This window comes from Natronococcus sp. A-GB7 (assembly GCF_029688865.1).
GTDB lineage: Archaea > Halobacteriota > Halobacteria > Halobacteriales > Natrialbaceae > Natronococcus.
Map to the genome: position 1 here is coordinate 152978 of NZ_JARUKV010000007.1, position 26146 is coordinate 179123.

Below are 26146 nucleotides of genomic sequence, written 5' to 3' on the forward strand. Positions count from 1 at the left end.
GCCCAGCTCGTAGACCTCGGTATGGCGCTGTCCGGGAAGCGAAGAGTAACGAGCGAAACGGATGACGGTAGACGTTGGCCGAATATTCTCTCCGCCGCTCCGTCTCCTTCTCTCTCGGTACGCTGGTCGTAGCGTGTCTCGAGCACCTGCTGGCTCGCGCTTGTCCGATCTCCGACGCGGTTTCCGGATCGGTCGGTTCGAGGGTCACGGTTCGGTCAGCGAGAACCGCACGATAACACGATCTCGACACCCCGATCGGCGAATCGCCGATTTTCTCGGCGCGTCGGGTAGCGAGGGTCGTCTAGACGAGACGGCGAGTCGGTGGCGAAGCAAGCTTTCGATACTCGAGCGAGAGAGGAGGGCGGAGTCAGCCCGCGAGCTCGGCGGTGACCGGAGCGATCGAGTCCGCAGTGTCGGCGTCGTTCTCGTCGTCGGCCGCGCCGTCGTCGTCCTCGAGTTCCGTCTCCTCGAGCTCGACCTCGACGGTCTCGCCGTCGACGACCGCGCTCTCGGGGACCTCGAGGTCGCCCTGCTGGGGCGTCTCGCCTTCGACGGTCACGGTGTAGTCGTCGACGGCCTCGACGGCGCTTTCGGTGTAGCCGTCCTCGACGGCGAGCTCGTCGTCGGTCGCGTACGGCACCGTCAGCTCGAACTCGCCGTCCTCGCCGACTTCGGCCGTCTGCTCGTAGGTGAACGTGCCGCGCTCGACTCCGGAGTCGAGCTCGAGTTCGGCGGTCACGACGTCACCCTCGTCGGCGTCGGCGGTGCCAGTGATCGTCGCACCCGCGACGCGCTCGTAGGTTTTGACGCCGGCGCCCTCGCGCTCGTCGACGTACTCGACGTCGACGTCGGGGCTCTGCTCGAACTGCGAGAGCTGGATCTCCGTCTGCTGGTCGAGGGGCTGGTTGATCGCGACCTGGTGCTGGCCGGTCTCGTCGGTGAGCACTTGATCGGTCTCGGGATCGATCAGCGCGTAGCTGACGAAGCCGGCCGTGCGCTCGTCGTTCTCGTGGACGAGTCGGTAGTGGTCCATCCCCGCGGCGTCGTCGAAGTAGAGACCCGCGACCATCGTGTCCTCGTAGGGGACCTCGAGGCGCTCGTCGACCTCGCCGCGGTCGATCTCCTCGCCGGGCTCGACGTCGGGCGTGACGTAGTAGGGGTAGTCGGGACCCGACCAGGCGGTCATCGCGCTGAACTTCCCGCCCGCCATCTGGTCGTCGATCATCACGTACCGCATCTGCTCGTCGGTGTCGTCGTCGACCGCCGCCTCGAGCTCCTCGAGCGGGCGGACGGTATCGTCGCCGTCGAGCGGGTCCTCGCCCGCCGCGATGGCCTCGAGGATCAGTTCGGCCTCCCGCTCGGATTCGGCGGTCAGGAACGCCGAGGCGGTGTCGGCGTTCTGCTGGAACGGGTTCGAGTGGGGGATCCGCTCGCCCTGGGTGGTGATCAGGTGACCGTAGTCCCACCAGGACATCACGCCGTAGGCGCCCGCGGGGTAGCCGAAGTTGCCGCCATCGGGGTAGTCGTAGCTGCCGTAGTACTCGAGTTCGTCGGCGTTGTCGGCCCCCCCGTAGTTACCCGGCTCGGGTGTGTTCGACCCGAGCCAGTGGGTCGACTCCTCCCAGACCATCGCGTCGGGGTGTGGCCCGGTGGCCTCGCCGCGATCGATCGCCGTATCGCCGTCGGCGGCGACGACCGGGAGCAACGGCGCGAACAGCAACAGGACGACCACGAGCAGGATGATGATCTGGTAGGTCTCGATCCCCTCGAGCGACCGCGCGCCGCGCTGGAGGTTCAGATCGAACAACCGCAGGACGTCGGCGACGAAGACGGCGTTGACGACGGCGACCGCGAGCACGAGGTAGTACGAAAAGCGGATCTGGGTCGCGGACATGCTGATCAGGAACAGCGACCAGACGAGGATCAGCGTGTACTCCGCGCGGTACTCGCGGCCGAACAGCGGTCGGGCGACGAGCAGCGCGAGTCCGGCGAGCATCGTGTAGAAGGCGGTGCCGAACTCGTCGAAGACGTGGGCGGTAAAGTCGTCAGGCGGCTGGGCCTCCTGGATCGTCAGCGTCCCCGCGTCGGGATCCAGCGGGATCAGCCGGCCCGTGAGGTTCCCGACGAGCGTATCGTAGAAGTCAGGCAGGACGAGCCACATGACCGCGAACGCGCCGACGATCAGGGCAGCGATCGCGCCCGGGTAGAAGCGGCGGTCGATCCCGCGGGCGTTCCACTGGCGGGCGAACCAGGCCATAAAGAGACAGCCGACGGCGACCAGCGCCGCGGTGCCCGGCTGGAGGTAGCCGAAACTCGTGACGCTCGTGCCGGGCTCTTCGATCAGCAGGGTCGTCGCAATCGCGGTCACGCCCAGGGAGACGGCGCCGACGAACGCGACGTGATCCGGGGAGATTCCCCGGACGTAGTCCAGACAGAGCTGGAGCGCGAAGAAGACGCCGAAGATCCCGATCAGGACGACGCCGGGGGGCCAGACCCAGATGTACAGCGCGAGCGCGACGCCCGCGAGGACGCTGTAGATCGCCGGCTCCCGGAGCGGAGCCCAGTTACGGTCGGCGACGAGTTCGTAGATCGGCTGCTCGCGCTCGGCGACTCGCAGCGCAACCGTCATCGCGAGAACGGCGAGGGCCATGAACAGCACCTCGGCGACGTGGTGTTGAAGCTGGCCCGCGGTGGTGCGAACGAGGAACTGCCCGGGTGCGAGTGCGAGCAAGACGACGGCGACGAGTCCGCCGACGGTCCCGCCCAGCCGTCGGCCCAGAGAGAAGACCGGGATCGCGACCAGCGCCGCCATCGCCGGCACCGCGAGCAGGGAAACGGTGTAGAGCGTGCTCGAGGAGGGATCCCCGAGCCCGACGACCATCGCGGCGGTGACGATCAGCTGGTCGAAGAGGGTCCCGAACTGGCCGACGTAGTTGCCCGTCGGAAAGCCGGTCCAGACTTCGTACGGCATCGTTCGGGGATAGTTCTCGGCCGTCCACTGGATCGTCCGCCAGTGGTACCAGGAGTCGACGCCCGCGAGCGCGGGGGTTCCGTCCTCGGTGACGAAGGCTTCGTACGACTGCGTCCTGACCCAGAACATAAACAGCATCACGGCCCCGACGACGGGAACGTGGTACCACTCCGCCCACGAGCCGAGAACGGACGATTCCGTCCGCTCCTCGGCTCGTTCGGTCTCCGTACTCATTAGGTTTCACGAGAGGGAAGCCACGAATAAGCTTTCTCATACCGTTCAGATTATTTTACAGTCACCTAGTGCGAATTGTTCTCCCCGAGCGGTGGTGGCCGCGCTGGCGATCGGACGACAAAGTTTATTCTTCCCTCATCGAAACGGATCCCTCGATGAAGGTCTCCGCCGTCGTCTGTACGTACGCGATGGAGCGCTACGACGTCTTCTCGGAGTGCGTCGACAGCGTGCTCGCACAGACGTACGACGACCTCGAGGTCGTCGTCGTCGTCGACGGCAACGAGGCCGTCTTCGAGCGCGTCCGCGAGGCGTACGGGGACCGCGAGGAGGTCGTCCTCCGTTGTAACGACGAGAATCGGGGGATCTCCTACAGCCGCACGCGGGGCGCCGAGATCGCCAGCGGCGAGGTCGTCGCCTTTATCGACGACGACGCGGTCGCCGAACCCGACTGGATCGCGGAGCTGGCCCGGGTCTACGAGGAGACCGATGCGATCGCCGTCGGGGGCCACGCGAAACCCGACTGGGTGACCGAGAAGCCCGACTTCTTCCCCGAAGAGTTCTACTGGCTCGTCGGCTGTGACGAGCGCGGGATGGGCGAGCATATGGAAGAGCTGCGCAACACCTACGGCTCGAACATCTCCTTTCGCCGGAGCGTCTTCCTCTCGGTCGGCGGTTACGACGAGAACACGGGCCGGAAGGGCGACCGCCACATCCAGGCCCACGAGGCCCCGGTCTGTATCCGGATGGCAAACAGGTACGGCAAGGGTGTGATCTACAACACCGACGCCGTTGTCAACCACAAGCTGTTCGACTACCGCGGCGAGTTCCGGTGGCTCGTCTTCCGCTCGTTCTGGCAGGGGTACTCCAAGCGGATCATGGACCTCCTCTTGCCCGAGGCCGCGGGCGACAAGAACGAGTATCTCCGACAGCTCACCCTCGAGTTCGTCCCCTCGCGGCTCCGGGAACTCGCCCGCGAGCCCTCGAGTGCGAAGGTCAAACAGCTGGTCGCGATCGTCGTCTTCACCGCAGCGGTCGGTTTCGGCTACCTGTACGGACTCGTTCGGTCCGACGACGCGCTCGTTCGCGAGGAGCTCGAGGAGGCGTCGACCGTCTGAGGGCAGTTCGGAACGGACCGACGTGTCTCAGTGTCGGCCGAACTCGATAGCCGTTTCTTACAGAGTACGAATCTAACGCTGGGATTTCTAGCAGCTATCCTCGATCTCTGCGCTGCCCTGCTGAATACACAGCGGGGTTGCGCGACGTTCTCGAGGGCGTGTTTCGAAGCGTACAGATAGCCTTAGCTGGAGCGTGTGATTGGCCGAAGAATCGAGAGCGTCGGTCGTCGCTGTGAGCGACGGGTGTCTCTCGGTATTACTGCCGGACGACGTTCGCTGCGCGAGGCCCTTTCGGCGAGGACTCGATATCGAACTCTACCTCGGTCCCTTCCGTCAGGTCCTCTCCGCCGACATCCTCCATGTGGAAGAACACGTCTTCGTCGTCGTCGAGGTCGCCGTCGTCAGTCGAAATGAAACCGTAGCCGCCAGTGTCGTTGAAGAAGTCAACCGTTCCGTTTGCCATTACAAACAAACGTTGACCCCAGCGACGGATAACAGTTCCGAGTATCACGGTACCACGGCCCTCGACGTACGCGTGAACGGTTACCATCGCGTACCGTTCGTTCGGAGTTTCGTCCCGGAGGCGTACGGTCACGAGACACGATCAGCGTCCGTGCGGACTGCACGGTCCTCGCCGCGGATACGTGCGCGACGTGTGGACGGTGTAGTATGCGTTCCCCGGAACGAACCCTTCCCCCTGGCTACGGTCAGCGTATCGGTTCGATCGCATCGATCGCAGCCTCACGGCTCACGCTGAATACCGAAGCCGGACCACTGGCTGCTGGTAGGATCTTCCGGGCGCGTCAGAAGGGCCGCGTCGCACCGATTACGTGACGACGACGTCAGGCTGCTCGTCCTCGGGGAACTCCTCGGCCTCGTCGTCCTCGGTGTACTTCTTCGCCGCGACGCCGAGCGCGACGAGGACGACCAACGCGATCAGGGCGCCGATCGCCCCCTTTCCGCCACCCTCCTCGTCGGCTTCCGGCTCGTCCTCGAACTCCTCCTCTCCCTCGAGGTCGGCGGCCTCCTGTTTCTCGCCGAACGGAAGCGCGTCGTCGATCGCTCGTGGTCCGAACTGGTGGTCGCCCTGGAGGTTCAACTCGATGAGGGTGAACTTCTTCTCTCCCATGTCGGGGGAGTCGGCAAGCGGTCACTTAGCCGTTTGGCTTGTTCGGGCGCGTCGACGGCCGTCGACTCGAGGGTTTGGGAGTCTCGACCGGTACGATTAAGTGCGCGTCACTGGCGGTGTGTTGTATGAGTGGACGACCGCTTGACGTCCTCGAGGCGTCGCTCGGCGAACGCGTTACCGTACGACTCAAGAGCGGCGACGAGTACGTCGGCGATCTCGCGGGCTACGATCAGCACATGAACCTCGTGCTCGAGGACGTCTCGAGGGCCGCCGACCGAGAAGTGGACGACGAGGCGCCGGTCGAAGACACAACGATTATACGCGGCGATAACGTCGTTTCGATCACTCCATGACTGGCGCAGGAACCCCGAGCCAAGGAAAGAAGAACAAGACGACACACACGAAGTGCCGTCGCTGCGGAGAGAAATCCTACCACACGAAAAAGAAGGTCTGCTCGTCGTGCGGCTTCGGCAAGTCCGCCAAGCGCCGCGACTACGAGTGGCAGTCCAAGACCGGCGACAACTGAACTTCTGTCTCTTCGGACTCGCTCTTTTCGAGCAGCGTACCCCGCAACCCGTAGTCGCTCGAGCCGACGATCGCTTGATATAGCTGCCGCGCGTAGAACTCTCGATCGATCGCGAGCGACTGCAGTCGGTCGAGAGAATCATGTTATCCGAATCACTCACCTACCTGAAAGACAGCGACGACGCGCTGAAGACGAGCATTATCGGCGGGCTCTGCCTGCTGTTCGGGTTCCTGTTGCTCCCGCTCTTTCTCGTCTGGGGGTACGTCGTTCGCGTGCTGGATCGGACCAGCCGCGACGACGACGAGGCCCCTGGCTTCGAGGACTGGGGCGACCTGACGATCGAGGGAGCGAAGGCGTTCGCGATCCTGCTCGCGTACTCGCTCGTCCCCGCGGTCGTCGGCGCCGTCCTGTTCGGGGGCGTCTGGCTTGTCACGGGCGGGACGCCGGGATCGCTCGGCGCGATCGGGTTCCTCCTCGCCGGGGTCCTCACCCTCGCGGCGTTCGTCGCGGCCGCGTACGTCTCGCCTGCGGCGATCGCGAACTTCGCGAGCGAGCGACGCCTCGGCGCGGGGTTCGACGTCGACGAACTCCGCTCGGTCCTCGCAACGGGAACGTACGCGACGGGGTGGCTGCTGGCGTTCGGGATCGTCGTCGTCGGCTCGTTCGTCTCGGGGATCCTCAACGCCGTCCCGCTCGTCGGGACCGTCCTGGGCGCGATCGTCGCGTTCTACGCGCTCGTCGCGGCCTACTACGTCATCGGCCACACCTGGGGTGACCTCCACCCGGTCTCGCTCGACGACGCGGACGGCGAGCCCTCGAGCGAGCGTCCCGCCGTCTGATCGCAGAACCGGGACCCAGCTCTCGAGTCCGATGAACAGCCATTAGTCCCGCGCCGCGAACACTCCTCTATGGAGATGACAGCCGCCTTCGAGGGCCTCGAGTGCGTCGACTGCGAGTCGACGGTCGACGCCGACGCGGAGACCCACCGGTGTCCGGACTGCGGTGGAATCCTCGATCCGAGCTACGATTACGACGCGGTCGAGCTGGATCGCGAAACGCTCGCCGAGCGTCCGTTCGACTCGCTGTGGCGCTACGAGGAGCTGCTCCCGTTCCCCCGCGAGACCGCGGTGACGATGAACGAGGGGGCGACGCCGCTGGTCGAGTGTCCGACTCTGGCCGACGAGCTGGGCGTCGGTCGGCTGCTGATCAAAGACGAGGGGCGGAACCCGACGGGGACGTTCAAGGATCGGGGCCAGACCGTCGCCGTGACGGCGGCTGCCCAACACGGTGCGACCGACGTCGCGCTGGCGTCGGCCGGCAACGCGGGTCAGGCGGCCGCAGCGTACGCTGGACGGGCGGGAATGGAGTCGAACGTCTACGTCCCCTCGCGTTCGGGCTTTACGAACAAGGCGATGATCAACGTCCACGGCGGCGACATGAACGTCGTCGGGGGTCGAATCGGCGAGGCCGTCGCGGCCTTCGAGGAGGCCTTGGGAGAGCACGACGACTGGTACTCCCTCCAGACGTTCGCCACGCCCTACCGCCACGAGGGCAAGAAGACGATGTTCTACGAGATCGCCGAACGCCTCGAGTGGGAAACCCCGGACATCGTCTCGTACCCGACCGGGGGCGGGGTCGGTCTCGTCGGCATGTACAAGGCCGCCCGGGAGCTCGAGACGCTCGGCCTGACCGACGCCGTTCCGTCCTTCTACGCCGCGCAGGCGTCGGGGTGTGCGCCGATCGTGGAGGCGTTCGAGGAGGGTCGGGACGTCCACGAACCGGTCGAACACCCCGACACGATCTGCGGCGGCATCGAGATCCCCGACCCCGGCGCGAGCCCGTGGATCCTCGAGGCGATCCGCGAGAGCGACGGCGGCGCCGTCGCGACCGACGACCCCGAGATCCTCGATGCCGCGATCGCGGTCGCGAAGCGAGAGGGCCTCGAGATGGCGCCGACCTGCGCCGCGGCGGTCAGCGGTCTCTTCGAGCTGTCCGATCGGGGCGCATTCGACGGCGACGAGACGGTCGTCGCGGTCAACACCGGGACGGGGAACAAGGAGGCCGACGTCTTGCGCAGCCACCTGATGAGCAAGGGAATCTGATCACTCCCGGTCGGCTGCCGGGAGCGTAAACGAAAACGTCGACCCCTCGCCGGGCTCGGATTCGGCCCACATCTCGCCGCCGTGGCGCTCGACGATCCGCCGACAGAGCGCGAGTCCGATCCCCGAGCCTGCGTACTCGTCGTGGGTGTGCAACCGATGAAACACCTCGAAGATGCGTTCGGTCTCGTCGGGGTGGATACCGATCCCCTCGTCTCGAACCGAGATCCGCCACATCGACCCCCGACGTTCAGTTGAGACGGCTATCTGGGGACTGCCGTCCCGCGAGTACGTGAGCGCGTTCGAGAGGACGTTCCGGAAGAGCTGTCGAAGCTGTTTGGAATCGCCCTCGACCCGCGGGAGCGCCTCGGTGCTGATCTCGGCGCTCGACTCTTCGATCCGCCCCCCCAGCGCTCCGCGAACCTCGTCGAACACGTCCTCGAGGTCGACCGGCTCGAGCGGGTCGCCAGCGGTCTCGATCCGGGAGTAGGCGAGCAGGCCGTCGATCATCTCGCGCATCCGGTCGGCGCCGTCGACCGCGAACGCGAGGAACTCCGCCGCGTCGTCCTCGAGTCGGTCGCCGTAGCGCCCCTCGAGCAGCTGAAGGTAGCTCGAGACCATCCGCAGCGGCTCCTGGAGGTCGTGGGAGGCGGCGTAGGCGAACCGCTCGAGGCGTTCGTTCGACGTCTCGAGCTTCTCGATCGTTTCCTCGAGCCGGCGCTGGTACTCCCGGCGTTCCGTGACGTCGGTCTGGGTGATCACGCCGCGACGAACCTCGCCTCGTTCGTTCCTGACTGGCATCCCGTGTGCCAGAACGATCCGTCGGTCGCCGTCGACGGTCTCGATCTCGTGGACGTCGGGCTCGGTCACCTCCTCGCCGTCGAGAACGCGGGCCATCGTCCACTCCTCGGGCTCGATCGGCTCGCTGGTGTCGGCCCACCAGCCGTCGTAGCGGTCGTAGTCGGCGATCGATTCGGCGTCGAAAACGTCCCCGCCCCACAGCTCCCGGGCCGTTTCGTTGGCCTCGATGAGTCGCCCGTCGACGTCGGCGACGATCACCGCGACGGGCAACACCTCGAACAGCGTCTCGAGCTGGCGCTTGTGTGTCTGGAGCTCTCGCTCGGCGCGCTTTCGTTCGGTGATGTCGGCGACCGCGCCGGGGAACGTACGCGGGGTCCCGTCCTCGTCGCACTCGACGTGACCGCGGGCGACGATCCAGCGGAGCTCACCGTCGGCGTTGTAGACGCGATACTCCTCCTCGTACTCGCCGCAGCGCTCGAGGGCGTCCTCGATGCTTCGCTCGACGCGGTCGCGGTCGGCCGGGTGGATCGACGAGACGAAGCGCTCGAGGGGAACACCCTCCCGAGCCTCGTCGGGGTCGACCCCGAACGTCTTGGCGAACGCTGCCCCCGCGATAAACTGGTCTTCCTGGACGTGCCACTCCCAGGTTCCGACGGCGCCGGCTTCCGTGGCGGCCTCGAGCTGGGCCTTCGCGTCCTGCAGGAAGCGCTCGCGTTCCTTCTGGTCGGTGACGTCCTGGGCCATCGTCAGCCCGGCGAGGACGGTCCCTCCGTCGTCGGTTACCGGGACCACGTGGACGAGCCACGTCCGCCCGGCCTGCTCGAGTTCGAACCGCTGTTCCTCGCCCTCGAGGGCCCGCTGGTAGGCCGGACCGACCGTCGCCGCGACCGACTCGTCCCAGACCTCCCGGAAGTGTCTCCCCTCGAGGTCGGCGGGGTCGGCGTCGAGCCGATCGAAGCCGCGACCCGCCGCCAGCGTGTACTCCCCGTCGCGGTCGAAGAGGGCGACGATCCCGTTCGGGAAGTGTTCGGCGAGGGTTCGGTACCGACGCTCCGACACCGTCAGCCGACGCTCGCGTTCGACCTGTTCGGTCACGTCCCGGAAGTACACCGAGATCCCGACCTCGGTCGGGTAGACGTCCATCTGGACCCAGCTATCGAGGGGGTCGACGCGACGCTCGAACGAGAGGGGCTTTTTCGTCGCCATCACGGTCCTGAGTCGCTCCTCGAGGTGGGTGTCGACGAGCGACGGCAGCGCCTCCCAGACGTTCGTCCCGTGTAGCTCCTCGGCCGGCCGGCCGAACAGCTCCGCGGCCCGGTCGTTAACGTAGGTAACCCGCCAGCCGTCGTCGAGGGCGCAGAAGGCGTCGGAGATGCGGTCGAACACCGCGTCGAGTTCGGACGAGAGCTGGTCGACGCTGCGCTCGAGTCGCCTGGTTCGCCGGTCCGGTTCGTCGCTTCTACGACCCGCTTGCGGTGGTGCTCCCGAGTGCCTGACGATGCAGACGGTGCCGTGTTCCTCTCCCTCCTCGACGAGTTGCTCCAGCCGGACCGCACAGTCGATGGTTCGGCCGTCCGCGGTCTCGATCGCCGTCTCGAGGTCCCGTCTGTCGCCCGGGTCGTCTTCGCGCTCGCGCTCGCACTCGAGGACGGCGTCGTCGAACAGGGCCGAGACGTGTTCGTTCACCAGCTGCTCGCGAGCGTAGCCCGCGATCTCGAGCAGGTCGTCGGTGACCGCGACGATCCGCCCGTCGGCGTCGAGTTGCAGCACACCGCCGTCGAGGGCGTCGGCAACCGCCCGAAACCGCTGCCGTTCGACGGCCGGGCTGTCGGTCGACCACCGCAGTTCCTCGGTCGATTCCGCCCGATCGCTCATACGGCGACTACTGTCCGCCGGAAAAAATAAACTCGGTGTTTACCCGGTCGTTCGTCGACGGTGCGGTACGGGGCGGCGAATCGGCTGGTGGCGACGGATTACCGTCTGGCGGCCGTTTCGTAGCGCTTTTCCCGGTTGTCGGGAAACGGAGCGGTATGACTGCCCCCTGGGCCGACTGGAACCATATTCTCAAACTTGACCCCGACAAGGAGCTTCCCGACGGCGTCACCTTCGGCGACCTCTGTGCGACCGGGACCGACGCGATCGAGATCGGGGGGACGATGGGAATGACCGAGGAGAACATGACCGCGGTGATCGAGGCTTGCGCCGAACACGACGTCCCGCTCTACCAGGAGCCCGCCAACCCGAGCGTCGTCGTCCGGAACGACGCCCTCGAGGGCTACTTCATCCCGACGGTGTTCAACGCCGGCTCGCCGTTCTGGATCACCGAGGCCCACAAGGAGTGGGTCCGGATCGACACCGTCGACTGGGAGCGGACGACCACGGAGGCCTACATCGTCATGAACCCCGAGGCCGACGTGGCGACCCTGACGGAGGCCGACTGCGATCTCGGGGCCGACGACGTCGAAGCCTACGCGAAGGTCGCCGAACGGATGTTCGGCCAGGAGATCGTCTACCTCGAGTACTCCGGGATGCTCGGCGACGAGGAGATCGTCCGAGCCGCAAGCGAGGGCGTCGACGCGTCGACGCTGTTCTACGGCGGCGGCATCCACGACTACGACTCAGCGTACGGGATGGCCCGGTACGCCGACGTGATCGTCGTCGGCGACCTCGCCCACGACGAGGGGGTCGACGCGCTGCGCGAGACCGTCGAGGCCGCAAACGACGCCTGAGCTACAGGATCCAGTCGAACCCCTCCGCGACGGCTCGTTTTCCGCCCGTTTCGACGATCTCGCCGTGACCCGGGATCAGCCGGTCGAACTCCCAGGCGAGGACGTCCCGGATCGACCGCCGGAACGACGCCTCGTTGGCGATCGTCAGCCGGAACTCGATCGGGGGGCCGACCCGCCGATAGATCCCCAACAGCCGCGCGACGAGTCGCGTCCTCAGGGGGCTCGAGGGGCCGACGTGAAAGCCGACGTCGCCGAGGATCACGGTCCCGCTCGAGCGGTGGTAGTACGCGATCTCGGTGAGCCAGCGGTGGCCGTCGACCGCGACCTGATCGATATCGGCGCTCCAGCGCGGATCGGGAGTATCGCCCAGCAGCCCGTCGAACCGCAGGTCCGGTCGTCGGGCCGCGAGCCCGGGCGCCGCCAGCAGTTCGACGTCCGGGAACGCCTCCCGATACTGTTCCATATAGAGATGTCCGTGAAGTTTGCTCGCGGGCGCGACGAAGCGCACGTCGCCGAGCTCCCCGAGTGCCGCCCGCAGGTCGGGGGTCAGTTCGGCTGGCGACTGAACGAACAGCCCCCCGCTCGAGAGTTCGACGACCGTCATGATCCGCCCGAGTTCGACGCCGACAAACCGCAGCGGTTCCTCGTAGGTCCACAGTCGATCGGCCCGTTGAGTGAGCATTCCGTGGTCCTACACGTGGTGCGGTATCAAAACACTCGCTCGTGTGCAGTGGGATCGACTCGAGGGGCTCTGGTCACTCGAGCCGGTAGCGCAACAGCGCCGCGATCCCGCCGAGGTTCGAGAGCTGCTCGCCGGGCGGGAACTCGCTCGAGAACACCGTCACCTCGCCGCCCTTCTGCTCGGCCGTGCGGACGACGTCGTCGACATTGAGATTCCACTCGCCGTCGGGGCCTCGCTCCTGTCGGAGTCGGTCGTCGACGATCAGCAGGTGCTCGATCGCGCCGTACTCGGCGGCCTGCTTGACTTCGTCGGGACCGTAGGCGGCCTTCGCGCCCTGGGCGATGCGCTGGGTCAGCTCGTCGATGTACTCGGCCTCGCTCTCGATGCGAGTCTCCTGCTGGACGTCCGCGACGGCGCCGCGTTTGAGCACCTCGTGGACGCCCCGGTCGCCGACGGCCGCCGCGTCGACCATCGTGATCTTCTCGGCGACCTCGGGCGCGTTCTGCTCGATGTACTTGTAGGCGTCCTGTTTCGTGAACCCGGGTCCCGCGAGGATGACCGCGTCGGCGTCCTGGCGCTCGAGGACCGTCGCCAGCTCCGCGAACAGCTCCGAGCGCTCGCGGGCGAACTCCCCCTTGCCGGTGGGGCCGCTGATCGCCGCTCGCTCCTCGGTGCCGTACTGGGCGACCGTGTGGACGTGAGCCTGGCCCTCCTCGACGGTCGCGATAGCGACGTCCGGATTCTCGGTTGCCTCCTCGGCCTCCTCGAGGCGGGCCTCCTGGTCGGGTTTGAACCGCTTCTCGATCGACAGCTCCTCGCGCTCCTCGACGTTCAGCGTGTGGTGGAAGCCGAGCTGGTCCTCCCGCGAGCAGGCGACGATCTCACCCCCGACGCGAAGTCGGTTGGCGAACTTGTGGAACTCGATATCGTCGACGGCGATGGCGACCCACATGTGCTCGCGCTCGCCGCCCGTATCCCGCATCTGGTCGTCGTTGCGCTGAATCCGCCGGGTCGTATCGCCCGCGACCCTGTCGCCGGGCTCGAGGACGTACTGGAGGTGCCAGAGGTCGTCCACGCTCTCGGGGACGACGGTGAGCCGCTCGCGACCCCCGTCGAGTCGCTCCCGGTCTTTGATCTGCATACCCGTCAGTCCGGTCGGCCCGGTAAAAGATGCTGTTGTTCGCGGTCCGCGTCGGCACGCTCGACGGCGACTCGCGGTCTGCCGAACGGTAAAACGAGTCGGCCAGCGGCGGTCGTTCCTACCGGAAAGAATGGCAGCTATCTCGGATCCGGCTATCGGCGCCGTTCCGGTCCCTTCTTGCGGTTTTCGCTCGAACCGCCGTCCGCTCTCCGGTAAGCATTGCCCGGGCCAACGAACGGAGGCCGGTCGCGGACGAAGCGTCGGTATGACGATCGCAGTGCGAACGCTCGACGACGGGGCGTGGATCAGCGTCAACGACAGCCGACAGGTAAGCGTGAGCGACGTTTGGACCCTCTCACACGGCACGTTCTGCGGGTGCGAACCGGCGTACGTCCTCCTGGAGGGGTTCTTCGGCGTCGACGTCAGCGGGTCGATCGTCGTCGCGGACACCGTCGGACGGTGTCTCGACTGTGGGACTCAGGACTCGATCGATCGATTGCCCGTCGGTCGGATCGTCGACGGCGAGTTCAAGCCGTACGGACCCGAGGGCGTCCAGTCGATCGTCGAACCGACGTCCCGAACCAGGCGAGAGTGAAGCGGCAATTCTGTCCGAGAGCGGCTAGATGCGGGGAGAACTGACGAGAGGCAGGGGTGCTTATAATGGGAGTTCATACGAAGGATATCAATGGCGAGTGACGTCGAGCAGTGGAAGGACGAGCTCTACGGTACCGATATCCGCGCCGAAATCGAGCGCTTCGCGGAGGAGGGGTGGGAGGCGATTCCCGACGACGAACACGACGCGTGGTTCGAGCGCTTCAAGTGGTACGGCCTGTACCACCAGCGGGCCGGTCAGGAGTCCTATTTCATGATGCGGATCGGCCCGCCGGGGGGCGTTCTCGAGCCCGGCCAGTTCCGAGAGATCGTCGAGATCGCCGACGACTTCTCCCGCGGCCCCGCCGAGAATCCGGTGTTCGGCAACGGCTGGATCGACGTGACGACCCGCCAGGCGATCCAGCTCCACTGGATCCGCCTCGAGGACGTCCCCGAGATCTTCGAGCGCCTCGAGTCGGTCGGCCTCTCGACGGTCCAGGCCTGCGGCGACTCCTGGCGCAACATCGTCGGCTGCCCGGTCGCCGGCAAGGACAAGCACGAGCACGTCGACGCCGATGCGCTCGCGACGGAACTCCACGACACGTTCAAGAAGAACGAGGCTCACTCGAACCTCCCGCGGAAGTGGAAGGTGTCGGTTACGGGCTGTGACGAGGGCTGCGGCCAGGGCGACATCAACGACCTCGCCTTCGAGCCCGCCGAGAAGGAGGTAGACGGCGAGACCGTCACGGGCTACAACGTCCGCGTCGGCGGCGGCCTCTCGCGCAACGAGCCCCGCTTCGCCCGGGATATCGACGTCTTCGCGACGCCCGAGCAGGCCGTCGACGTCGCCGGCGGCATCTCGGCGCTGTTCCGGGACAACGGCGACCGCGAGAACCGCTACAACGCCCGGATCAAGTTCCTCATGGACGAGTGGGGTCCCGAGAAGTTCCGCGAGACCCTCCAGGAGGAGTACGTCGACTTCGAACTCCACGCGGCGGGCGAGGACCTCCGCGAGTCGTACTCCTACAACGCCGGCGAGGCCGACGGCAAACACGACCACGTCGGCGTCCACGAACAGCCCGACGGCAACTACTACGTCGGGCTCAACGTCCTCGTCGGGCGCATCGGCGTCGACGAGGCGTACGACCTCGCGGACGCCGCCGACGAGCACGGCTCGGGCGAGGTCCGACTCACCCAGCGCCAGAACATCGTCTTCACCGACGTCCCCGAGGAGAGCGTCGACGACCTGCGCTCCCAGGACGTCCTCGAGCACTACAGCCCCGACCCGCACCCGTTCCAGCGCGGCTCGATCGCCTGCACCGGAACGGAGTTCTGCTCGCTCTCGATCGTCGAGACGAAGAACCGCCAGGTCCGCTACGCCCGCTGGCTCACGAACAACGTCGAGCTCCCCGAGGGCGTCGAGAACTTCCACGTCCACCTCTCGGGCTGTACCGCCTCCTGCGCCCAGCCCCAGATCGCCGACGTCTCCCTGCGCGGGATGAAGACGCGCAAGGACGGCGAACCGGTCGAGGCGCTGGACATCGGCCTCGGCGGCGGGCTCGGCGAGGAGCCGCAGTTCGCCTCCTGGATCGCAGAGCGGGTCCCCGCCGACGAGGTGCCCGGCGCGATCGCGAACCTCCTCGAGAACTTCGAGGAAGCTCGCGACAGCGAGACCCAGAGCTTCCGCGAGTTCGTCGGCGAGCGCGATGACGAGGAGCTCGCCGACCTGATCGAGCCCGAGGAGACCGACTACGACGATCCGTTCATGCACAACACGAAGCGGACGTGGTACCCCTACGCGGAGGACGACGACCTGAACGAGAGCCCCGCTCCCGCGAAGGCCGACGGGACGCCGATCCCGTCCGACGACTAACCGACGTTCACCGCTCGGTGCCGTTCTCTCGCCTACCGTTCCACGACCGTCCCGGCAGCCGCAGCACTCGGTTCGATGTGACCGCGTTTCGCGTCGCTCCGGGCCGCCTAAGTGTCTCCACCCGCTCTCGAGAACCATGGCAGACCGTCTGATGAAAGTCAACGCGTACACGACGCTCGACCTCGTCGACGCCGTCGCGAAGGGTCACGAGTTCGAGACGGAATCGCTCGCCGTAGTGAACGCGACGGCCGACAGGGAGGAACCCGACTGCGTCCGGCTGCAGCTCGAGCTCGACAACATGACCGAAGAACATCTTCCCGCACACATGGAGGAGGTTCAGCTGACGCCCGATCAGGCCCGAACGATCGCGAGCGACCTCGAGAAACACGCGGATCGGGTCGAGGACGCGACCGGCGAGTAGGTTACTTGAGGTCCTCGAGGGTGTCCTTTGCCTTGTCGACCGCGGTGTCGAACGTGCTCTCGAGCTCCTCGACCGAACGCTCGACGTGGTAGACCCGCTCGCTCGGGACCCGCCGAACCATGTCGTTGCCGTCGTCGTCGGTGCCGTAGGCGAACAGCCAGTGGTCCTGGAAGTAGGCGATGTGATCGTTGTCGACCGTGACTTCCTCGATCTCGTCGCTCGCGTTCCTGTACGTGATCGTCGCGGTGCCGAGTTCTGCCATGCGTCCACTACCGGCCTCGGACGGGAAGCAACTGACCCGGCAGCTGCAACGGTCGTGTGTAAATAATTATCATGGTTAGGGGTAGTCGGCTTCCGGCGCTGGAGCCTCTAGTTCGGTATGAAAACGACTCAGCTGAACCGGCTGGCCGACTTCGGTACCCGCTCGATCATTACTCACGCGATCATGGCGCTCTCACTCGCCAGCGCGATCACTGCCGGGCTGTTCATCGGTGGCGAGCTGGGACTGGTTTCGTTCGTCGCGCTGTTGAACTTCACGGCCGGACTGTGGATCGCACAGTCGATCCACTCGCTGGGTCACACACGAGACGGCGGCGAGTACACCGGTATCGTCGACGAGCTGATCGAACGCACCGAAACCCGAACGGACTCCGAACGCGGCCTCGACACCGGACGGCTGGCGCGGCTCGGAACCCTGATCGCGTTCGTGACGGCGGTCTCGCTGCTGACCTCGGCGCAGGTCCTCGCGGGGCCGTTGTTCTCGATCGCGGTCGTCGCGATCGGCAGCATCGCGCTCGTCACCGCCATCACCGGCTTCCTGATCTCGCTGGGAACGGCCTACGACGAGTCGACCGAGCAGTGGGAGGCGGCGGCCGACCGACGGCGCCGCGAGCTGGCCGACAACCGGGAGTGAGCCGTCGAGCCGACACCTGTCGGCGGATCTAAGTACGCCTCGACGAACGAACGAGTATGCAGACGGTGCTGAGTCACGACGGCTGGACCCGAGCCGATGGCGTCGCGGTTCGGGGTCGCGCGTTCGAGGACGGGCAGCTCCTCGAGGGACCGTCCCTCGCCGCCCGCCTCTCCGAGACCCGAAAGTCCGACGCCCCGCTCGAGGCCGTCGCCGCCCTCGCGGCCGACCTCGAGGGCTTTTTCGCCGCCGTCATCGAGGACGGCGACGCCACCTCCCTCGTCGCCGACGGCGCCGGATCCATCCCGCTGTACTACGGTCCCGACGGAACGGTCTCCAATCGCGGGCGCGTCGTTCGCGAGGCGCTCGAGGCGGCGACCGACCCCGTCGCCGAGAGCGAGTTCCTCCTGACGCGGTACGTTACCGGACCCGAGACGATCTGGTCGGGCGTGTACACGACCCAGCCCGGCGAGGTGGTCCGGATCGACGGCGACGGGATCACACGTCGAACCTACCGCGAGTACTGGCCCGCGGGTCCCGAGGACGAACGCGCGAACGAATCGGCGAACCCCCGGGCGAGCCTCGAGTCGGCCCTCGAGACCGCGCTCGATCGGCTCGAGTGCGTTGCGGGCAACCGTCCAGTCGTCGTCCCGCTCTCGGGCGGCTACGACTCCCGGCTGCTCGCGTCGGCGCTCGTCGAGCGCGACCGCGAGGTGATCGGTTTTACGTTCGGCAGGTCGGGCCACCCCGACGTCGAACTGAGCAGAGAGATCGCGGACCGCCTCGGGATCCGCTGGGAGTTCCGTGACTACGACGAGTCGACGTGGCGAGAGTGGTACCGCGGCCCGGAGGGGCGGCGGTACGAGCGCGAGGCGTTCGGCGGCGACGCGCTCCCCTTCCTCGCGGAGTGGCCCGCCGTCCGCGAGCTGGTCGCCGACGGACGGCTCCCGACCGACGCGCTGTACTGTCCGGGCCACACCGTCGCGACGCCCAGCGAGCGGCTGCCGCGGTTCGTCGGCGAGCGCGAACGGAGCGAGGACTCGAGCGTCGGCTGCGGGCCCGCCGTCGACGCCGACGACGACGCGCTCGACCGAGAGCTGATCGACCCTACCCTCGAGGACCTCGTCGACTACGTCCTCGAGCGCCACTACGCGCTGTGGGAGTGGGCCGACGAGCGGTTCGAGGACGCCGCGCGGGAACGGATCCGACAGGGGCTGCTCGGCGACCGCGACCCGAGCGCCGTTGCGGACCCTGCGACTGTAGCCGCGGCCTACGAGCGCTGGGAGTGGCGCGGGCGGATGGCGACGTTCACCAACGGCGACCTCCGGGTCTACGAGGACGCGGGCCTCGACTGGTGGCTCCCGCTGTGGGATCCCGCCTACGTTCGCGCCTGGGAGCGCGTCCCGCTCGCGGCCCGACGGGGGAAGGGGCTCCACGCCGACCTCGCGCGCGAGCGGTATCAACGCGTAGCCGACGTTCCCGACGAGCGGGCGGGGCTGACGGACCGGACGCTCTCGCCCGCGGATCGCCACCTCGCGCTGGTTCGACACTCGCCGATCCGCCAGTTCACCGAGCGCAACGGGGACTGGGAGCCGCCGTTTCTCGCGCCCCGGTCGGCCTGGAGCGAGCCCGGCTCCCATCCCCTGGCGTGGTACGGGATCGTCGACGACGACGTCCTCGAGGCGCTCCCGGCGTTTCGGAACCTCTACGCGCTGCGGACGCTGGCCGCAACGGGTCGGCTCGACCTCGAGGACGCGTCGGGCCCGATCCCCGACCGATCGACGATTCGGCTGCCGAGCGACGGCTGAGCCGGATCGAAAGCGCGACCCTTACGTACCACCGGTTGTGATCACCCGGTAATGAGACGACGGACGTTTCTCGCGAGCGGGGGGACAGTCGCCGGACTCGGTCTGGCCGGCTGCATTTCACAGGACGGAGACAACGGCGGGACGACCGGGAACGGCGACGACGAGGACGTGCTCCGGGTCGCGGCGAACACCTCGTTCGTCGACGCCCCAAGCGACAGTCCCGGCGAGTGGATCGCCGACGAGTTCGCCGACCGGTACGATGTCGAGTTCGAGTGGCACACGCCCGAACAGGAGCTGAACTACTACATCGAGCGCCACAACGAGGACGTCGAGATCGAACCTGAGCTCTACCTGGGGCTGAACCCCCACGAGGTCGTCCGGGCCGACCAGAACACCAACGGCGACCTGTTCGTCGAGACCGACGACGACGCCCTCGAGCACCTCGCGAACGTCGACGAGGAGCACTACTTCGACCCCCAGGGCCGGGTGATTCCGACCTACCGGAGCTTCTGTGCGATGGTCTACGACGGTCGCAACGTTGACACTCCCGAAACGTTCGAGGACCTGCTCGATCCCGAGTACGAGGGCCAGATCGCGGTCTCGAACCCCCAGCGCGGGACAACCGGGCTGCTCTTCTTGCTGTGGACGATCGACTACTTCGGCGAGGACGAGTACCTCGAGTACTGGGAGGAGTTACTCGACAACGATACGCGCGTTCTCGACTCCTGGAGCGAGGTCTACGCCCAGTTCGAGGAGGGCGAGGTTCCGGTCGTCGCCTCCTACGCGAACGACCGCGTCTACGCCCAACGCGCCGGCAACGATCTCGAGAAACACCAGGTCGCGTTGCTGAACGACCAGGCCTACGCCAACGTTGCCGGGATGGGTCGGTTCGCGGACGGGACGAACGACGAACTGGCCCACGAGTTCATGGACTTCATCCTCGACCCCGAAGTCCAGGCCGTGATCGCCGAACGCAACGTGACGGGTCCGGTCAACGACGAAACCGAGCTTCCGGAGGTGTACGAGGAGTACGCCGAAGTGCCCGACGACACGCCGTTCTTCGACTACGACGACCTCGAGGCGAACCTCGACGACTGGCTCGGCGAGTGGGAGCAGGTCGCCGCCGGCGACCACTGAACGAGCCGTGGCCTCGAGCGCACCGAACGATCCGACTGCGGGCGTCGCGAAGCGGCCACCGCCGCGAGCGACGGCTCAGTCGCCGTCGCTCCGGGCGTCTCGGCCCAGCTCCGATTCGACGGCGTCGACCTTGTCGGTCGCCGTCATCGACTTCTCGCGCTTGTCGTCGACCTGTACCAGCGTCTGGACCTCGCTACCCTCGACCGCCTGGTGGGCGGCCCCGCAGGCCGCAAACAGCTCCTCGACGTCCTCGGCCTCGAGCGTCGTCGCCATCGGCGCCGTCTCGTACTCGACGTCGTACTCCTCGAGGGCGTCGATCGCGGCCGCGACGTCCTCGGTTACGTCGTCGTCGGTGATCGGGGTCACGCGAAGCAGCGCGAAGACTGTCATAGTCGTCTGTTTCCGGGGTCGTGACGTAGTGGTTTCGGTCGCCGGTACCACCGGATGGTCGAGCCGGCTCACAGCCCGGTCCTCGGCGGGCGAATCCGCGGAGGTGGCCACGTGAGCGACCGCACCGATCCGAGAGCCAACGGCGGGGCGACCGCGCCCGTCGACGGTCCCGGTTCGGGCCCCGACCCCGGAAATCCCCGTACGGGAGACGAACCGACGGGACGACGGCGCGCGAGAGGAATTCGCAACCGCCTCGAGCGTCGGGCCATCGCGCTGTTCGGCCTCGGAACGATCCTCCTGCTGGTCGTGCTGTTTTATTACCCCGTCGCGACGGTGTTCGTCGAGGCCGTCGTCGTCGAAGGCGCGGTGACGCTCGCGGTCTTTCTGGAGCTCCTGCGGGATCCCTTTTATTTCGGCGACCTCGCCCGCCTGTTTGCCGGCGAGTCGCCGCTCGCGGTCGCGAGCGACCTGCTCTCTGCCGATCGTCGGATCGGGATCGTCGGCTTCACCGCCTATCAGGCGTTCCTCTCGACGCTGCTCAGCGTCGCACTCGGCGTTCCCGCGGCCTACGTCCTCGCGCGCTACGAGTTCCGCGGTCGGCAGACGCTGCGCTCGCTGACGGTTCTTCCCTTCGTACTCCCGTCGATCATGGTCGCGGTCGGCTTCGTCGCGACGTTCGGTCAGAACGGCACGCTCAACCGCCTGCTCGGGCTCGTCGGGCTTGGCCCGATCGAGCTGATGTTCACGCTCGAGGCGATCCTCATCGCCCACGCGTTCTACAACGCCCCGCTCGTCGCGCGGGTGACGACCGCGGCCTGGGAGTCCGTCGACGCGAGCGCGATCGAGACCGCCCGCAGCCTCGGTGCGAGCCCCTTCCGTGCCTTTCGGGACGTCGTCGCTCCCCAGCTGTACCCGGCGGTGCTGATGGGCGCGGCCCTGACCTTCGTCTTCACGTTCGGAACCTTCCCGATCGTGCTGGCGCTGGGCGGGTTCGAGCTGGCGACCGTCGAGGTGTTCGTCTACCGGCTGATTCAGGACCTGAACTACGCCGAGGCCGCCGCGCTGGCGATCGTCGAACTCGTCATCACGCTGGGGATCCTCTACGGCTACCTGCGCTACGAGGCGAACCACGTCGTCCGCTCTCGAGGAGTTCGTCCGCTCCCGCGTCGTCCGCTCTCGCCGCCGTCGCTGTCGGTCCGCGAACTGGCTCCGCGGGCCGGGATCGCCGTTTACGCCGCCATCGCGCTGGTCGTCTTCGTCTCGCCGATCGTCAGCATGCTCTACGCCAGCGTCTCGGGACCCAACGGGCTCACGCTGGACCACTACCGGTTTCTGATCGATCGTCAGCAGACCGCCGCGGCGTTCCAGGTCCGGCCCTGGCCCGCGATCCGCAACTCCCTGCTGTTTGCCGCGGGCGCGCTCGCGCTCGCTCTGCCGATGGGCGTCGTCGTCTCGGTGCTGACGACCAGACGCTACCGGGGCCGGAAGCTTGTCGACGCCGTGGCGATGGCCCCGCTCGCCGTCTCGGGGATCATCGTCGGGATCGGCCTCCTTCGAGGACCGGTCTTCGGTATCGAGCTCGCGGGCTGGCAGATCACGATGGGTGGCGCCGCGGCGATCGTCGCCGCCCACGCGGTCTCCTGCTATCCGTTCGTCGTTCGCACCGTGGCACCCGGGCTCGAGTCCGTCGACCGATCGCTCGTCGAGTCGGCCCGCGCGCTCGGTGCCTCGCGCGCTCGAGCCCTGTACGACGTCGAACTCCCGCTGGTCTGGCCCGGCGTCGTCGCGGGCGCCGCTTTCGTCGTCGCAATCTCGATGGGCGAGTTCTCCTCGACGGTCATCCTCGCGACCGGGACGGATCAGTACACGATGCCGGTCGCGATCGAACGGTTCATCGGCCGTCGGCTCGGACCCGCAACCGCAATGGGCGTCGTCCTGCTGGTCGTCACGAGCATCAGTTTCGTGATCATCGACCGCCTCGGGGGTGAGAGCTTTGGCATCTGAGGAGCCGGATCGCTCGCTCGAGCCGCTCGAGTCCCGACCCCCGAGTACAGAGTCGCCGACCGAGGATCGACCGATCGCCGTCGACCTCGAGGGCGTCACGAAACGCTACGCCGGAACGACGGCCGTCGACGGCGTCTCGCTATCGGTCCGGGAGGGGGAGTTCTTTACGCTCGTCGGCCCCTCCGGCTGTGGAAAGACGACGACGCTGCGCCTGATCGCCGGTTTCGAGTCGGCGACCGACGGCGCGGTTCGGTTCCACGGCGAGGACGTCACCGGCGTCCCGCCCGAGGCCCGGGACGTCGGCGTCGTCTTCCAGAACTACGCGCTGTTTCCCCACATGAGCGTCGGCGAGAACGTCGCCTACGGGCTCAACTTCGCGGAGCCACCCGGGGGCGTCTCGGACGACGAACGGGTTCGGGAGTTACTCGAGCTGGTCGACCTCGAGGGGATGGCCGAGCGCGAGCCCGACCGTCTTTCCGGCGGGCAACAACAGCGGGTCGCGATCGCCCGCGCGCTGGCACCCGGTCCCGACGTCCTCCTGCTCGACGAGCCGATGAGTGCGCTCGACGCCCAGCTACGCGAGCGACTGCGGATCCAGGTGAAGGCGATCCAGAAGGAACTCGACATTACGACGATCTACGTCACCCACGACCAGGAGGAGGCGCTGGCGATTTCGGATCGCGTCGCGGTGATGCGGGACGGAACGCCCGAACAGGTCGCCCCACCCCGCGAGATCTACCGCCGGCCCGGGACGCGGTTCGTCGCGGAGTTCGTCGGCGACAACAACGTCTTCGACGGGACGGTTCGGTCGCTCGGCGCGGACGGAGCCGTCTCGGTGGATATCGGACCGGAGACGTTCGCCGTCGCTCCCGGCGAGGACGACGTCGCCGTCGACGACGGCCTCGCGTTCTGCGTCAGACCGGAGAACCTGGTCGTCGAGGCCGACTCGACCGGTGATCCCAGGACAGAAAACGTGACGCAGGCGACCGTCCGGAGCGCGGAGTTTCTCGGCGAGACGACCCGGGTCCACCTCGAGTGGCAGGGCCAGGAACTGCTCGTGCGAACGCGGGATCTGCTGTCGGGCGAGGTCCTCGTCGGGTTCGATCCCGAGGACGCACACGTCGTTTCGGTCGATCGAACTGTATGATAGGGTTCCGAGTTCGATTAGCTCGAGGTGACGCTACATAGAGGCGGAGGCGGTATCACTGCGGTGCGGTTCAAGCACAGCACCCGCGATCGAGCATCGCGAGTGAGCGGCTTTTTAGCGTAGATTTTTGCGCGAGTGGTTCCGCGCTTCGCGCGGAATCCCGACGCGCAAAAAGGTACGTGTGCATCTCTACGTAGCGTTTGGTTTATCGAGATGGAGGTAAAGTCGTTCCATGAAAGTGGTTCTATAACATCCTCTCGATACCAGACTCGATCTCTTGATTACCGGCCGCAGGTGGATTGACAGTGACGACAGGCACTGGTGCAGTCCGAATTACCTTGTCTGCGACACTACCCACGAGAGCACGAGTAACACCTCCACGATCTGCCGTCCCCATAACGACCGCCTCAATTTCGTCTTCCACGGCTTTCGCCACTATCTCGGCAGCAGGAACGACTTCACGCACCGTCGCCTCAGCATCGACTCCGTACTCTGGTGGTTCTTCTGCAAGAGTAATCCTCGTTCGTCTGCTGTCTCGTGGAGACGAGTCCGTATCGAGGACGAATCACCGGAGTAACCAGCACTCGTTGCGATACTCACGTCTGCAACCGCGAGAACGTGGACATTAGTGCCGACCTGATTTATAAAAGCAAACCCCCATCGAGCCACTTCCGTTGCTGGATCTCTTCCGCCGGTTGGGAGTAGGATTGTCTCTACATTGCATTCAGTCGTCGTCTGTTTCCAGCGTCGGTTCTGGTGGTTCGGTTAGGCCGTCAAGGCGGCCAGTCTCGTAGCCCGTCCAGTCAAACTTCTCTTGGAAGTAGATGGCGACGTTCACCAGCGCAAGGAGGACCGGTACCTCGATGAGCGGTCCGACGACAGTGGCGAACGCGACACCGGAACCGACGCCGAAGACGGCGACGGCAACCGCAATCGCGAGTTCGAAGTTGTTCGAGGCCGCGGTGAAGCCGATGGCAGTCGTTGTCGAGTAGTCCGCGCCGATTCCCCGGCCCATTGCGAAGCTCACGAGGAACATCATGACAAAGTAGATCGTCAGCGGGACGGCGATCCAGACGACGTCGGTCGGCTGAGCGAGGATGTTCTCACCCTGCGTGGCGAACATCACGACGACAGTAAACAGGAGCGCGATCAGCGTGACAGGGCTGATCTTCGGGACGAACTCCTCTTCGTACCACTCCTCGCCTTTCGAACGGACGCCGCCGAAACGAGTCAGGATCCCGCCGGCGAAAGGAATGCCGAGGAAGATCGCGATCGCCCAGAACACCTGTGTGACCGTGATGTCGAACGTACCGATGCCAGCGACCAGCGCGTCCATCCCCAGCAGCGGCGGCAGGAACAGCGCGAAAAACCAGATGTACACCCCGTAGGTGATGATCTGGAAGACGCTGTTGAACGCGACCAGTCCGGCAGCGTACTCGCTCGAGCCGTCGGCAAGATCGTTCCAGACGAGTACCATCGCAATACACCGGGCCATGCCGATAAAGATCAGGCCAAGGAAGTACTCGGGATGGGCTGGGAATGGTGGCACGAGTCCGCTGAAGAAAACGACCGCTAACAGGAACATCAGCGTAGGGCCGATGAGCCAGTTCTGGATCAGGCTCAGACTAAGCACTCGCCACGCGCTGAACACCCGTGGCAGCTGACCGTAGTTGACCTTTGCTAGCGGTGGGTACATCATCGCGATCAGCCCGATCTCGACGAGATAGTAATCCTGAATCGGGTCTACTACGGAAGGAGCGACAGTCCCGAGTCCGACACCGATCCCCATCGCGGCGAAGATCCAGACGGTCAGGTACTTATCGAGAAAGTCCATCGACCGTGGGTCGCCGCAGTTCGGGCAACTACAGTTCGGACCGTGCTCGTGATCAGAGCTGCTCATTGGCAGACCCCTCCGTCGAACCGTTCTGGAGGTGGACGCTGGCTGCAAATCGTTCGCTGCAACGTGCCGTCAGGGATAGGTCTAAAGACATGTGTGGAAAATTTCCTTGAACTATGACTCACTCCTGTGCAGCGATCACGTCGAACTGAACGTCGGCACTACCGGGAAGTGAGCAAACACCGACCATCGTTCGAGGTGGGTATTGACCTTCGAATTGGTTCTGATAGACGCGGTCGACGGCGTCTTTTTCCGCAGCAGGCGTCATCTGTACTTCGAACTTCATGATGGCATCCCGATCCATACGACGCTCCGACAGCAGAGATTCGAGCCTCTCAAAACATCGTTTCGTCTGCTCTTCGGTTGAGAGATCATTCAATACCTCTCCATCCCTTTCGGGGAGAATTCCTTCGAGGAAAACGAGGTCCGAACTGCCGACTCGGCTCCCCATTGCACCCCTGTGCTTGAGTCCCTCGCGCTGCCGCTTGCTTTCGCTGCTGAAATGTGTTCGGTCTCCGAGCGTCGACGAATCGGAATTTTC

24 protein-coding genes are annotated in these 26146 nt (G+C 66.1%); 14 read left to right on the forward strand and 10 right to left on the reverse strand.

Annotated elements, in window-relative coordinates; translation table 11 throughout:
* Positions 1-367: 367 nt before the first annotated feature.
* Positions 368-3205, reverse strand: a complete 2838-nt coding sequence (locus QA609_RS08540; RefSeq protein WP_278302172.1) for an oligosaccharyl transferase, archaeosortase A system-associated — start codon at positions 3203-3205, stop codon at positions 368-370.
* Positions 3206-3360: 155 nt separating this feature from the next.
* On the opposite strand from QA609_RS08540, the gene aglG reads away from it, so the two are divergent.
* Positions 3361-4320, forward strand: a complete 960-nt coding sequence (gene aglG, locus QA609_RS08545; protein WP_278302173.1) for a glucosyl-dolichyl phosphate glucuronosyltransferase — start codon at positions 3361-3363, stop codon at positions 4318-4320.
* Between the two features lie 256 nt (positions 4321-4576).
* On the opposite strand, the gene QA609_RS08550 is transcribed toward aglG, so the two are convergent.
* Both QA609_RS08550 and QA609_RS08555 read right to left on the reverse strand, forming a co-directional pair.
* A complete protein-coding gene (locus QA609_RS08550) occupies positions 4577-4783 on the reverse strand; it encodes a cold shock domain-containing protein (protein ID WP_114587455.1) in 207 nt (68 codons plus the stop codon).
* Between the two features lie 363 nt (positions 4784-5146).
* Positions 5147-5449, reverse strand: a complete 303-nt coding sequence (locus QA609_RS08555; protein ID WP_278302174.1) for a hypothetical protein — start codon at positions 5447-5449, stop codon at positions 5147-5149.
* A gap of 125 nt (positions 5450-5574) precedes the next feature.
* Between QA609_RS08555 and QA609_RS08560 the strand changes: the two genes are divergently transcribed.
* From QA609_RS08560 to QA609_RS08575, 4 genes are all read left to right on the forward strand, one after another.
* Entirely contained in the window at positions 5575-5802 is a 228-nt protein-coding gene (locus QA609_RS08560; RefSeq protein WP_278302175.1) for an LSM domain-containing protein, read from the forward strand.
* Positions 5799-5975, forward strand: a complete 177-nt coding sequence (locus tag QA609_RS08565) for a 50S ribosomal protein L37e (protein ID WP_006108486.1) — start codon at positions 5799-5801, stop codon at positions 5973-5975. The genes QA609_RS08560 and QA609_RS08565 overlap by 4 nt, the downstream gene beginning before the upstream one ends.
* 140 nt (positions 5976-6115) lie before the next feature.
* Positions 6116-6814 carry a DUF4013 domain-containing protein gene (locus tag QA609_RS08570; RefSeq protein WP_278302176.1) on the forward strand — a complete coding sequence of 233 codons (699 nt, stop codon included), beginning with the start codon at positions 6116-6118 and terminating at the stop codon, positions 6812-6814.
* 69 nt (positions 6815-6883) lie between these two features.
* Complete coding sequence (locus QA609_RS08575) at positions 6884-8077, forward strand: threonine synthase (protein WP_278302177.1); 1194 nt, start codon at positions 6884-6886, stop codon at positions 8075-8077.
* Here QA609_RS08575 and QA609_RS08580 read toward each other — a convergent pair whose 3' ends face one another.
* The gene (locus tag QA609_RS08580; RefSeq protein WP_278302178.1) at positions 8078-10750 is read right to left on the reverse strand and encodes a PAS domain-containing protein; all 2673 of its coding nucleotides are present in this window, start codon (positions 10748-10750) and stop codon (positions 8078-8080) included.
* Between the two features lie 155 nt (positions 10751-10905).
* Here QA609_RS08580 and QA609_RS08585 point away from each other — a divergent pair, with 155 nt between their 5' ends.
* Positions 10906-11604 carry a phosphoglycerol geranylgeranyltransferase gene (locus QA609_RS08585; protein ID WP_278302179.1) on the forward strand — a complete coding sequence of 233 codons (699 nt, stop codon included), beginning with the start codon at positions 10906-10908 and terminating at the stop codon, positions 11602-11604.
* 1 nt (position 11605) lies between these two features.
* On the opposite strand, the gene QA609_RS08590 is transcribed toward QA609_RS08585, so the two are convergent.
* Positions 11606-12286 (reverse strand): DUF4336 domain-containing protein, encoded by a 681-nt coding sequence (locus QA609_RS08590; protein ID WP_278302180.1) that lies wholly within the window; start codon positions 12284-12286, stop codon positions 11606-11608.
* Between the two features lie 73 nt (positions 12287-12359).
* Positions 12360-13427 carry an mRNA surveillance protein pelota gene (locus QA609_RS08595; protein WP_278302181.1) on the reverse strand — a complete coding sequence of 356 codons (1068 nt, stop codon included), beginning with the start codon at positions 13425-13427 and terminating at the stop codon, positions 12360-12362.
* A 265-nt stretch (positions 13428-13692) separates the two neighbouring features.
* Between QA609_RS08595 and QA609_RS08600 the strand changes: the two genes are divergently transcribed.
* From QA609_RS08600 to QA609_RS08610, 3 genes are all read left to right on the forward strand, one after another.
* Entirely contained in the window at positions 13693-14022 is a 330-nt protein-coding gene (locus tag QA609_RS08600; protein WP_278302182.1) for a hypothetical protein, read from the forward strand.
* Between the two features lie 90 nt (positions 14023-14112).
* Complete coding sequence (locus QA609_RS08605; RefSeq protein WP_278302183.1) at positions 14113-15891, forward strand: ferredoxin--nitrite reductase; 1779 nt, start codon at positions 14113-14115, stop codon at positions 15889-15891.
* Between the two features lie 136 nt (positions 15892-16027).
* A complete protein-coding gene (locus QA609_RS08610; protein WP_278302184.1) occupies positions 16028-16312 on the forward strand; it encodes a DUF6360 family protein in 285 nt (94 codons plus the stop codon).
* A gap of 1 nt (position 16313) precedes the next feature.
* On the opposite strand, the gene QA609_RS08615 is transcribed toward QA609_RS08610, so the two are convergent.
* Positions 16314-16574, reverse strand: coding sequence for a hypothetical protein (locus tag QA609_RS08615; RefSeq protein WP_278302185.1), 261 nt, complete (start codon positions 16572-16574; stop codon positions 16314-16316).
* 117 nt (positions 16575-16691) lie between these two features.
* Here QA609_RS08615 and QA609_RS08620 point away from each other — a divergent pair, with 117 nt between their 5' ends.
* The 3 genes from QA609_RS08620 to QA609_RS08630 are packed head-to-tail and all read left to right on the forward strand — an operon-like array spanning position 16692 to position 20167.
* Positions 16692-17225 carry a hypothetical protein gene (locus QA609_RS08620; protein ID WP_278302186.1) on the forward strand — a complete coding sequence of 178 codons (534 nt, stop codon included), beginning with the start codon at positions 16692-16694 and terminating at the stop codon, positions 17223-17225.
* Between the two features lie 56 nt (positions 17226-17281).
* Entirely contained in the window at positions 17282-19030 is a 1749-nt protein-coding gene (locus tag QA609_RS08625; protein ID WP_278302187.1) for an asparagine synthase-related protein, read from the forward strand.
* A gap of 51 nt (positions 19031-19081) precedes the next feature.
* Positions 19082-20167 (forward strand): thiamine ABC transporter substrate-binding protein, encoded by a 1086-nt coding sequence (locus QA609_RS08630; protein WP_278302188.1) that lies wholly within the window; start codon positions 19082-19084, stop codon positions 20165-20167.
* Between the two features lie 75 nt (positions 20168-20242).
* Here the strand turns inward: QA609_RS08630 and QA609_RS08635 are convergent, their stop codons facing one another.
* Entirely contained in the window at positions 20243-20557 is a 315-nt protein-coding gene (locus QA609_RS08635) for a thiamine-binding protein (protein WP_278302189.1), read from the reverse strand.
* A gap of 111 nt (positions 20558-20668) precedes the next feature.
* Between QA609_RS08635 and QA609_RS08640 the strand changes: the two genes are divergently transcribed.
* Both QA609_RS08640 and QA609_RS08645 read left to right on the forward strand, forming a co-directional pair.
* A complete protein-coding gene (locus QA609_RS08640; protein ID WP_278302190.1) occupies positions 20669-22561 on the forward strand; it encodes an iron ABC transporter permease in 1893 nt (630 codons plus the stop codon).
* Entirely contained in the window at positions 22551-23708 is a 1158-nt protein-coding gene (locus QA609_RS08645; RefSeq protein WP_278302191.1) for an ABC transporter ATP-binding protein, read from the forward strand. The genes QA609_RS08640 and QA609_RS08645 overlap by 11 nt, the downstream gene beginning before the upstream one ends.
* Before the next feature lie 724 nt (positions 23709-24432).
* Here the strand turns inward: QA609_RS08645 and arsB are convergent.
* The gene (gene arsB / locus QA609_RS08650) at positions 24433-25608 is read right to left on the reverse strand and encodes an ACR3 family arsenite efflux transporter (protein WP_278302192.1); all 1176 of its coding nucleotides are present in this window, start codon (positions 25606-25608) and stop codon (positions 24433-24435) included.
* A gap of 118 nt (positions 25609-25726) precedes the next feature.
* Positions 25727-26146: RidA family protein (locus QA609_RS08655; protein ID WP_278302193.1), on the reverse strand; the 420-nt coding region annotated here is incomplete at its 5' end.